The following is a 12093-nucleotide window of genomic DNA, read 5'->3' on the forward strand; positions in this document are numbered from 1 at the left end:
GCAATGTTTTCTTATTTCTTTATTGTTTCCAGAAATTCCACCTCTATGATACGCAGTCCGTTTTTCCCTTTGTTGCTTTGGGCTTTCTTTTCCATTTCATTGGCGGCTCCCCCTGCAACTTCAACAATTTCTCCGAATGCATCATTATCTATGGTGCTTCCTTTTAGTTGGATTGTAATCTTATCCGATTTTACAGGCTTGTCGATTTTCAAATGGACGTAACCCAGACTTTTTTCCGTACTGCCGCTCCATATCTTCGTTTTTCCTGCATAGACTTCCAGTGGATAACTACGCGAACGCCAACCGTTTAACTTGATACAAATATCATCAATGGTGGCTTCTTTTTCCAGCTGATAAGTGATCCAGGCAGTATTCAACTGTCCGTCGTTACTCCATTCGCTTAGTTCATTGTCATCGTAGCTCTTTATTGCTTCGCTCTGATTAGAACCCGCTTTGGCAGCAATGATTGCAACATCACGTTTACTATCTATATAAGAAGGTGTGAGAGGCGTTGCTCCTTTATTCAATTTTCCTTTTAAGCTGTATTGCGGTAGATAGTCACTGCATCCATCCGTAACTTTTACAGGTGTGGTTTGCAAAGTCAGTGTTGTAGCGGGAAGTCCCTCTGCTTGGGCAGTGACAATGATTTTGCCTGCTTCCGTCGTGCTGCGTATCAATGCCCGGTTGATTCCGCACTCTACCGGCAGGTCTTTACTTAATATATAATTGTTCTCTCCTTGTGCAATACCGCCACGCCATTCCGCTTCCCCTGTTAGAGAGAATTTTATAGTGCGGTTATCCAATGGACAACGTCGGCCCTCTTTGTCGACAACTTCTATTTGCAACAATGCCATATCGGCGCCATCGGCATGAAATCCTTCGGGGTTTTGTATGGCAGTCAGTTTCAGTTGAGTTGCTTCTCCGGCTGTGCTTATATGGTATCGACTGACTTCCTTACCATTTTTATCAGAGCTTACGGCTTCCAGTTTACCGGGACGGAAAGTGATCTTGTCGAAAGTAAAGAGAAAGTTTGACTCCCGCTTTCCTTTACCCAGTGACTTTCCGTTCAGGAATAATTCTACTGCTTCCCCGTTTGAAACGACATAGACAGGTTTTACAGTCTTTTCCGGATAATTCCAGTGGCCAATGATATACGTCTGATATTTATCCGTATCCACCCAGCCGTTCCACATTACCTGATGGGCGAAAAAAGCATCCTTTTTAATACGCATCGGGTCTGTAACTCCACTTCTGCGGTAGTTCTCCTCGCCGCGACAGTGCGTGTTACTGTCGGAGAAGATTATTTTCGTTCCCCCCGAACTAACCCTTAACCCGGTTCCGGGACGTTCCCTCCAATAATCATACCAACGGTTTACCATTTCTATGGCGAACATATCCTGATTGTGATTATAGCTGGTGGCAGGTTTTCCTTTATGAAGAGGCCCCGCACCTTCCTTATGGAATGGATAACTATGCTCGTCCCAATACTTACGTAAACCCTCGTCACGACAATATTCCGTAGCCCACATGGGGTGATGCTTGCTTTTGTTGATATAGAGCATTTCTCCGCCGTATTCGGCTTCGCGTATATCGAGCATCTCGCGGGAACCTATGGCACGTCCGCCGTAAGGATCGAATTTGTCACGTATAGCCTTCATCTCGATCATGTGCTCCAGTCTGATGGCTTTGTTGCCACATTCATAAAACAAGATACTGGGATTATTACGGTTGTAAATGATAGCATCGCGCATCAGTTCTGTCCGTTGTTCCCATTGACGACCTCCGCAATCTTTTTCAGAATCACCGGCGGGCATCGCTTGAATGAGTCCTACACGGTCGCAAGATTCCACGTCCTGCTTCCAGGGAGTGACGTGCATCCAGCGGACTAAGTTTCCGTTACTTTCAACCATCAATCCATTCGAGTAATCACTCAACCAGGCAGGAACAGATACGCCGACCGCCGGCCATTCATTGCTGGTGCGCTGTGCATAACCTTTCATTTGGATTACACGGTCGTTTAGCCAAACTTTACCCTCACCGAAATGCGTCTTACGGAATCCGGTACGTGTGATAACTTCATCGAATATTTCTCCTTTTTCATCTTTCAAAGCTGTTGTCACTGTATAAAGATAACCATATCCCCAGCTCCAGAAATTCAATTTGTCTACTTCGGCTGCTGCCTGTATCACCTTCGTCTCTTTGGGATTCAGGGTAATTCCCGGACTGGTGAATGTTTTCACAGTCTTGCCGTCCATATCCTTCAGAGTGACCTGATAGGTCAGTTTACGTGTTTCCCGGCCGTCGTTCCGTATTTCAGACTCGGCATGAATTTTAGCTTTACGCCCTTTGATGTCGAAATCCGTAGCATAGATGTATACACCGGTAGTTTTCAGATTACTGTAAAGAGGAAGAGTCTGATACACTTCGTCCGTAACATGCAGAAAGACATTTTTGGGAATACCACCATAGTTTGCATTGAAATTACGGTCGTTCCATTGAAATTTCGATTTGGTATTTTTTTCCCGGTATTGCCAGTTGTTATCAATACGTATGGCGAGCACGTTGTTTCCTTCTTTCATAAAGGGAGTCAGGTCGAAACCTACTGCCATGACACCATTCTCGTGAATACCCAGATATTCTCCGTTTAGATAGAAACTGCCACCCTGGCGGATACCTTCAAATTCGATAAATACTTTTTTATCTTTTATATCTTTCACCTGAAAATGTTTGCGATACCAAACAACTGTATCTGTCAACTGTGCTATGTGCAGCTTGAATGCTTCATCCTCATTGAAGGCATGCGGCAAGGTTACCTGTTTCCAGTTACTGTCATCAAATCCGTTTTTTGAGGCTTGTTCATTATCGCCGACATGCAGGCGCCATTCACTGTTGAAATTGTATTTCTTACGTTCGGAAGCCTGCACTGTTGTCATAACAGATAGGCTGAACGCGATAAATATAAACAGTATAATCTTTTGTTTCATAATCAAATATAATATTATTTTTTTTCTTTATTCTCTATCAGGTCGGAACCGATATAATAACTGGTATGAGTTGGCTGATTATAACCGATATTCTGATTAAGAGCACTCATTTCATAAATATGGTCACTCATCAGATATGGGAACTGATATTCCGTGGGATACCAGGTGCTGAATATGCGTAATTCCGTATTGTCGGAGGTCGGTTGAATAATTTCTTCCCGCCAGTCACCCAGAAAATCTCCATAGAAACATGGGTTGGCTTTCGTTCCATTGATGGTGGTAACTCCATAACGGTATATGGTGAACACTCTCCCGTCTTTGTAGGAATTAACAGTACCTTTATCTAATAATTGCCTGTTAAGGGAACCGGAGAACCACACTGCCATATTGCACGAACTTGGAACATAACCCAAATCAACGCCGGAAGAAGAATGAGCATTTCCTTTATACCACCACATTTCGCAGCCGGGACTATCCGGATCGATGTCTGCCACCAAACATCGTCCTACATCTCCTGATTTGTCAAATTTCCATATAACATCTCCCGTATTGGCATCTCTTAGAGCAGCACCTACCGTACCGCTTTCAAAGCAAGACCATATTTGAAGTCCTTTTCTTGACGGGTCGAATTTTCCGAGATGCAATGCGTCGCCATGTCCCAGTCCGCAACAGTTGAGCCCCTTTCCATTGTGGTCTATGGTGCATGAACCGTATACTATTTCATCTAATCCGTCATTGTCCACATCACCCACACTCATGCTGTGATATCCTTGGCCGTCATAATCGTTGTGAATACCGTCGGTAGTATCGAAACGCCAGACGCGGGACAGTTGGTTATCGCTAAAGTTCCATGCTTCCACTACAATTTTGGCGTAACATCCCCGTCCTATAATGACAGAGGTAGCGTCGTTGGAACAACGTGCCATTCCGATCCGGTAACTACTTGAACGCTTATAATAGTTATCTCCCCAGTCTTCACTTTGTCCGAGAGCGATGTAGTTCGTTCGTGCCAGTTCCTTGCCGGTAGCACCTTCTATCATGGATAAGAATTCGGGCCCGCCATGTATATATTTCTTGCCTGCTACCCGATAGTCCGTTTTTCCATCCCCATCGGTATCACCAATTTCCTGTCCATCCCCGAAAATGGTGCCTTCAGCAGTACGCAATGCAATTTCGCATTTACCATCCCCGTTGAAGTCATATACTGCGAATGAACTTCCGTTTCCGGTCGGCACATTGGGACCCATCGCCATCCGCCACATGAATGTGCCGTCCAGACGATAGGCTTCCAGTAATACGGAGTGGCGTATGCCGTCATTTGTGTCGCCCGTCTCGCTGTCTTCATCATCCGGAGAAGAGATAAGCCGTTTCAGTACGATTTCATATTGTCCGTCGCCATCCAGATCACCTATGCTTATATCATTGGCTTTGTACACTAATCCGGGAGCGATGCCTTCCGTTCCTTGCAAGGGAATTGATATATAAGGCAGTCCGGCGGAAGCCTGTTGTGCAGTGATAGTATAGGTATCTATCGTTACTGTACTCGAATGGTAACAGAGCCTGTATGTGTTATCTACCGAAAGGTCGGCCGAAACATCTTGAAAGTTGGTGACCGTGATAGCGTTCTCGTTTACTTTGATTTCAGCCCGGTCGCCACTTTTTCTGTAAAGGTCGAATGCTACTTCAGTATCGTCAGTGGGCAGCATGCGCCAACTGACAAGAATCTTTTTATTATGTATCTTGTTCTTGTCGTTTGTAGCGTCTGCCCTGCCGTTGATAGATGCCCATAACATTCTTGGAGTATAGTTCCTTTCTTCTTTTACCACCGGTTTCTCCCCGTCATCCGAAGAGGACGGAAGAAGCTGATTATCCGTACATGCAGATAAGCAAAGTATAAATCCGATGATAAATAACGGCGTGTATTTCATGGCGTTGATACCTTTTTAAGGTTACTGTGGGAACACATAAAATTTACGGTTCGGCTTAAAGTCGATCATCCATTGGTCTACTACAACATGTTTATCCAAAGCGGTGATAGTCAGCGTGTGCTTGCCTTTTTTTAGTGAATGTTTAGTTTCCTTTATGGCTTGCCCACGCAGTACATTGCGTTTCCATGTCTCCGTACGTCCTTTTTCGCGGAAAGAAAGAACCTGGGGTTTTCCTCCGTCTATGCTGACACTGAAGCGGATATCTCCTTTGTCATTCGGTTGAGTCGGTATGACGGCAGTACGTAACAATGCTTCTCCTTCCCACGGACAGTCGAATTCAAATGTCAGTGAGCCGCCTTTAGGCAGGGCAACGGCGTTCATACTGTGTCCAAGTGCCTGAATAGGCGTAGCTCCTTCCGATGCTTGGGTATAATTACAAGCATTGTAACTGATACATTTATCCGTTTTAATTTTGCGGGAAGATGTTTTCTTTGGACTTTCAGCCAGGTATTTATCTACTTCTTTGTCGGTCAATCCTATAGGAAGAGTTGGCGGATAGAACACATACAAATCGCGCGGATAGAAACACATGGAATGTTTCCATTTGCCGTTCGCCATTTCGTTGTTATAGTAATCAGTCAGTTCCTTGATTTCCTGATAGGCTTTCATACTTCTGGCACAGGCCGAAAACATCGCCTTGTCACGTCCCCAAAGAGATTCGTCACACTGTCCTGTTGAGTAGGAACGGGCACGCTGCGCTTCCAGCATTTTGGTACTCATCGCGGCAGAAGCAAATACCTGATATTTGATATGTGAGAAGAATGCATCTTTACGTTCGGGTGCAATCAGGGCTTCTGCTTCCGTAACAGTCTTCTTGATCGTTTCGTAAGAATCCAGATAGCGGTCTAGCTCTCCGCCAAATTCAGTCAGGCTGAATTCGGTATCAATCACTTGCGAACGACCTCTGGGATACCTTCTCTTGTCTAATTCTACTTGTGTCCATCCCATGTGTTCCGGTTTGCGGATGCCACATAAACGGTAGAACTCATGCATGGCAGGAAATAATTTCTTGCCGGCCTGTTCGCCGAACTCACGGCAGAGCCATTTCTCCTGATGTTCGTTCAGGGTGGAAGGAGCCACGGAATGAATATCCCATGCCATATCCAGGAATAGCTCAAGGTTGTAAGCTGAAGGTTTCAGGTCATGCACATTGACGATCCATACACGGCGTGCATTATGGTCGTATGCTTGTTTCATTTCGTTATAGATAAGTCCCGGTTGGGTAGTACACAACCACATATAATCGTGCGGACGTCCCCAGTAGCTCAAATGGTAGTAAACACCACCGCCGCCACTGCGTTTCTGCTGTTCTTCGTCGCTAAGACGGGTCATGTATCCGTAGTTATCGTCACACCACATGAGCGTCACGTCATCCGGCACTTCCAAGCCGTTCTCCATAATTTGCAATACCTCTTTGTAGGGAACAAATACTTGCGGAACTTTCGTTAAGTCCGGATTGGTATATTTAGTCAATAATTTGCGCTGGTCATTGATTACCTGTTGCAGGGCGTTGACTTTTTCTTCCATGGTGCTTACCCCTTCCATGTGTCCGTCGTGGATTCCCCGCATGCCGATTGTATACATATTCTCGTATTTCCCGGCTTCTTTCAATCGTTCTATCCAGTAAGCCTGTACAGAATCGCGGTTAGTGATATAATTATAATCTCCCCGTCGTTTCACGCTCCATTCTCCTACATTGCTGCGCATCAAAGGTTCGCAGTGTGAGGTGCCGATGGCGATGCCGCAACTGTCGGCCACTTCTTTGGCTCCGGGTACAAGATAAAAAGGAGTGGTAATGCCATGCATACCCGGCCAAATGGCATTGGCACGCAGGCGGAGCAGTAATTTGAATATTTCTTTATAGGTACGGGGGCCGATGCGTCCTTTGATGTTGGAAGGCTCGAAAGTCATCCAGCTCCAGGGTTGCAAGGACCAGTCCTCGTCATTCAGGAAAATACCGCGATACTCTACGGACGGACTCTGGAAAGTCTTGTAATTGCCGTCAATGGTAAGTTGGCTCCGCTTTTCGGGAGTAACATCACTCCACCATACCCAGGGCGATACACCTGCCAGACGTGACAGTTCCAGTATTCCATAAGCAGTTCCTCTGCCGTCGCTGCCTACGATGAGTAATTGCTTATTTGCAGAGCCACCCGCTACTGAAATATAAAAGCCGTCTTTTTTAGCTGCGATATTATCGACCGGTATGTTTAATTCGCGCAACTCCTTCTGTACTTTTTTGTCTGCTTTATCCAGTTGTATGATGCGGATAGTTGCTTTGGATGCAGAGCTCTGTTTCGGCGAAAAGCCCGTAACCTGCTTCATGTCCCCGGCGAACATGTCAAAAGCTATTTTTACAACTGGGGCGGTAGACTGGGGCATAGCATACGATATGGCCTGTTTTCCATTGTACCAAACGAAGTCGTCACAGCGTACAATCTGACTACATACAAAAACGATGATTAGTAAGAAAGAACGTAAAAGCATGATATTAGTTTTTATGGTTATATTATTAATTTCCGTCGGGTTTTTCCATTTCGCAGAAAGGTGCCGGACACCAAAGGAATGTTTCTGCTTTGTCCGGTTGGGACGGGTTGTAAGAAATATCTGTTTTCAGGTATTTAGTCAATTCCGGCGTAACCTTTTTCATCCCTTCAATCACACATTTGGCTATCTGATAGGCCCCGTAAGGATTAAAGTGCGTATTATCAGCCAATTCCTTTTTTTGTCCGGAGAAACTTCCCATTGGATAGTGTACAAAGGCTTTTTTTGATTCACTTTCGCCTAATGCTTCATACAGCGTACCGGTCATGTTATTCAAATCTATTAAAGGTACATTCTCCTTTGCTGCGATCCATCGTACTGCATCCGGATATTCGCCATGTGTATTGACGGTACGGCCCTCCTTGTTAAATCTGCGGCGGCGTGTCGGGGTAATCAGCACCGGATTTCCGCCTTTCGCCTGCACTTCGTCGATAAATGTTTTCAGATAAGTCATAAAAGAGTAATAAGCTCCTTTACCGGCCCCTTTCTGTTTTTGGTCGTTATGCCCGAATTCCACAAATACATAATCTCCTTTCTTCATTTGTGAGATAATCTTTTTCAACCGGTTTCCACTGATAAATGTATTGGCGGATAAACCGGATTCCGCATGATTGGCTACGGAAATCTGGTCATTGAGAAAACGGGGAAGCATTTGTCCCCAACTGGCCCAGGGCTCATTTTCCTGATCCACTACCGTACTGTTTCCGCATAAGAAGATTGTGGGAATGGAAGGGTCGGCAGCTTCTACATGGATGCTTTCACATGCAGGTGCCTCTCCGTTGATTTCGATTGTCAATCTGTCGTCCCAATCTAACTTGCTCTTTTCGCGATCCTTTACCTTTACGGATTCTTTGGCGGAAATGCGGGGACTGCGTTTATTGACGATGAATGTTTCTTCTACGAATTCTCCTTTCTTTGTCGGCAGATTTTCTACGAACAGGCGGCGTGATTCTGCACGGACAGTCGTATTTCCTGCCTGATTCTTACTTCCCAGGCGTACAGTGACGCGGTAATTTCCGTCGGGCACACGTACCGAGAAATAAAAAGGTGCATTACTACCTTTTTTAGGAATGTCTACACGGTCGTATCCATATCCGGTTTTTTCCGAGTAGCGGGGAGCGTCGGCTAATTTAAAAGTCTGTGGTAAATTTTGTGCTTCTATACTAACTGATGCCAGTAATAAAAGGCTCAATAAAGTTGTTTTCATTTCAGGTAAAATTAGAGTATGTGTGAGTGAAATTCTTGTTTCTCGTTTCCGCAGCTAAAATAGTGCGTTTTTCTTTCATGTATAATGGACATACGTGTGAAAATATGGATTAATTGTGTTATTTACTGTCCGCACCAATATAATATCCCAGATGTGTCGGCTGATTGTAGCCTACATTCTGCATTGCCTGTGACATATCATAGGTATGGTCGTTCATCAGATGTACAAACCGGTGTCCGGTGGGATGATTGCTGGAGAATATATAAATGTACTCTCCGTCTTTGCTCCGGTATATCACTTCTTCACGGTAGTCACCCAGGAAATCTCCATAATAACAGGGATTGGCTTTGGTGGAGTTGTTGGAATAAACCCCACTGCCGTAATAGGTAAAAGTGACTACCCGCGATTTATCCCACGGAGCAGATTTCGTGTAGCTATGTACCATCACATCATCCAACATTTGGCGGGTCAGGTCGCCTGTCCAGAAGATAGCGTTGTTGTAGCTTTTGGAACCGGTTTTGGCAGAAGGCAAAGTCGTACTAAGCAGCTGTCCGGTCTGACAACTATACACGCCGCTGGCCTCGGACGACCAGTATTCATATCCGGGACTATCCGGAATAATGTCTGCTACCAGACATCTTCCTACATCTCCGGGCGGATCTTTATCTTCATCCTCTTCATCCTCTTCATCTGCACCATCTTCGCCACTTCCAGAGCCTGATCCGCCTGCATGACCGGTTATAAACTTCCCCGTCGCTGCATCGAATATGGCACAGCCATAGCCAAATCCGCTATTTATATATTTATTCGGGTTTTCGAAACAGGCCACCACTTGTAATCCCGGTCGGTCGGGAATGAATTTCCCTACATGGAGTGCATCTCCGTGTCCGTTTCCCGTGCAATAAAGTCCTTTGCCGTTGCGCGCGATGGCTGCTGATCCGTAGAGAATCTCGTCATATCCGTCACCGTTCAGGTCTGCCACTCTGAATGTATGTGAACCCATATCCCTGTAAGACTCATATCCTTTATCGTTCGTATTGAACTTCCAGCGGGGAAGCAGGGAAGAACCATTGAAATCGAGTGCCCATACCTGCCAGTTCCTGTAGATTCCACGAGTGACGATTAGGCTGGGATTGGCTTTTTTGACACCATTTTGCGGGATTCCGTCCAAATAAGCGGCTCCGATAAAGAAACGATCCATGCGGTTGCCGTAGTCGTCTCCCCAGTAATGATGCCAGTATTTGGCACGCTCATAGTTACTCCCTTCACCGCCCCGCGGAATATTATTGGTACGGCCTACTTCTATCCCCTGTCCGTTGACGATGGATATATATTCCGGCCCGTCAAAGATTAAACCACAGGTAGAGTGTAGCGACTTTCCCGAATACCATCCTTTCCCTGAAGGATCTTTTTGCCTGTAATCATTTATGTTTCCACTGGCATCCGTTATTTTTTCGCCGTTGGCGAATTTAGTGCCTTCGGAACTGCGGAAAGCAATTTCGCATTTTCCGTCACCGTCAAAGTCATACACGATAAAAGAGGTATAATGAGAGCCGGAACGTATATTGATACCCATGTCTATCTGCCAAAGGAAAGTGCCGTCCAGTTTGTAGGCTTCGAGCAGCGTAGTGCCCTCTCGCCACCCGCCCTGGTTTGCTCCGTCGTAAGGTTGACGTTTAAGTACGATTTCCATTACTCCGTCACCGTCGAGGTCACCTACTTGTGCATCATTAGCGGCATAGGTCAGGCTGGGGTCGGGGAGGTTACTGTTTAGCCGGATGGCACGATAAAATGTTTCCGCCATTTGGGGAGTGAATGTATATTCGCAGAGCGTTTGTTCCGAACCGGCAACAGTGACACGATATCTATGGGTCGTCTGTGCATGAATGCTTTTATCCGCCCAACAGGTAGCGTCTGTAACGGGAGTTTCGTTCAGTTTGACTTCCGGGCCGTTATCTTCGCTTTTATAAATATCAAATGCCAGGTTATCGGGGTCAGTGGGGAGTAGTCGCCAGCTGACTAAAGCATGTGAATAGCCGGAAGTGTGGTTTAACGTTCCCCTGGGAGTAGGGTCATAACTCACCCACATACCGCGTTCCCCTATTATAATTTCTTTTTCAGGTTCTTCTTTTTTTTCGGTATTCTCCATATTATCGTTTGCCGGCGATTGTATTTGTTCATCTCCGCAGGCAACAATAAAAAGGAGCATTCCGAATATGGATAAATAACGTAAATGTTTCATGGTCAATACATTTGGTTAACGTTCGCTTACAAAGATGATGAGAGTATCGTGTCCGTAACATGGACGCTCGTACGTTTGCATGGATTATTTGTCCGTGCTGTTTTTTATTCGGAGCGGATTTGATAATCTGTGCTGGTTTGTGTACGGATGTCCATTCCCCGGCACTTATTCTCTGCATACATTTGCCATACATTGATGAATGTATCTCTGTACTTTGTAAAAGTTGAACTATAAAAATAATACTATTATGAAAACTCGTAAATTGAAGATTGCGTATGCTTTCCTGCTTTTCATGCCGGCAGTTACGTTGCTCCAAACTTCTTGCTCAGATAATGAGTCTGATGATGCTGCCGGGCAAGGCAGCGTGGAAATTGCGGCAAACTGGGACGATTATTCGGAAGAAGCGGAACTCCCCGGCAATTATACCCTTGCCGTTGTGGGTATCGGTGAACAGGCAATGGATACCCGTACCGCCACTTTCAGCTCTTTGCTGGATGCGGGGACGTATGAACTGGCTGCCTACAACACCCCTGAGAATATGACTGTGAATAACCTTACCGCTACCGTGGCGCTCCATGAAAACGGGACACTTCAGCAACCGGGATACCTTTTTTCCAATACCCGTATTAAATCGGTAGTGGTTGAACCCGGCAAGACTGTGAAAACTTCCCTGAAAATGAAACAGCGTGTCAGGAAACTGACATTGACCTTGACTCCCAAGGGCGGCGACCCTGCACAGCTTGAAGCGACGGAACTGGAAGCTGTTTTGTCAGGCATTGCGTCTACATTTAATCTTGCGACGGAAGAACTGTCCGAAGCAAAAGACATCGAACTCGTCTTCAAGAAACAACCTTCCGGTTCTTATTCTGCCACCATTTGTATATTAGGTGTAATGGCGCAAGAAAAACAGGAACTCACTTTTCAGTTGGATTTGTCCTTGGGAAGACATTACAAATTCAAAGGCGACCTGACCGATGTCCTGAGATATTTCGGAAACGATATTGCCCCTCTTTCCCTCAAGGCTCGTTTTGAACTTCCCGGAGGTATTGACGGCTCCGGGACTATCCTACCATGGGAACCGGAATTTGTGGATGGGCCGGATGATGTCGAACTTCATTAAAATATAGA

Annotated in this window: 6 protein-coding genes; 1 reads left to right on the forward strand and 5 read right to left on the reverse strand. The window is 45.6% G+C overall.

Translation table 11 applies throughout. The annotated features are described in order from the left end of the window. Positions 1-11: 11 nt before the first annotated feature. The 5 genes from DXB58_RS02290 to DXB58_RS02310 form a co-directional block, all read right to left on the reverse strand. Positions 12-2984, reverse strand: a complete 2973-nt coding sequence (locus DXB58_RS02290) for a DUF4982 domain-containing protein (RefSeq protein ID WP_122135784.1) — start codon at positions 2982-2984, stop codon at positions 12-14. Positions 2985-2998: 14 nt separating this feature from the next. After that, positions 2999-4912 carry a hypothetical protein gene (locus DXB58_RS02295; protein ID WP_122135785.1) on the reverse strand — a complete coding sequence of 638 codons (1914 nt, stop codon included), beginning with the start codon at positions 4910-4912 and terminating at the stop codon, positions 2999-3001. Positions 4913-4933: 21 nt separating this feature from the next. Then, on the reverse strand, positions 4934-7459 hold the full coding sequence (locus DXB58_RS02300; RefSeq protein ID WP_009001047.1) for a glycosyl hydrolase 115 family protein: 2526 nt from the start codon (positions 7457-7459) through the stop codon (positions 4934-4936). Positions 7460-7484: 25 nt separating this feature from the next. After that, positions 7485-8723, reverse strand: coding sequence for a rhamnogalacturonan acetylesterase (locus DXB58_RS02305; RefSeq protein WP_009001046.1), 1239 nt, complete (start codon positions 8721-8723; stop codon positions 7485-7487). Between the two features lie 118 nt (positions 8724-8841). Continuing rightward, entirely contained in the window at positions 8842-10965 is a 2124-nt protein-coding gene (locus DXB58_RS02310; protein ID WP_009001045.1) for a hypothetical protein, read from the reverse strand. Between the two features lie 247 nt (positions 10966-11212). Here DXB58_RS02310 and DXB58_RS02315 point away from each other — a divergent pair, with 247 nt between their 5' ends. Beyond that, complete coding sequence (locus DXB58_RS02315; protein ID WP_009001044.1) at positions 11213-12085, forward strand: FimB/Mfa2 family fimbrial subunit; 873 nt, start codon at positions 11213-11215, stop codon at positions 12083-12085. Positions 12086-12093 lie beyond the last annotated feature (8 nt).

The sequence above is a fragment of the Bacteroides sp. OM05-10AA genome (assembly GCF_003439055.1).
GTDB lineage: Bacteria > Bacteroidota > Bacteroidia > Bacteroidales > Bacteroidaceae > Bacteroides > Bacteroides intestinigallinarum.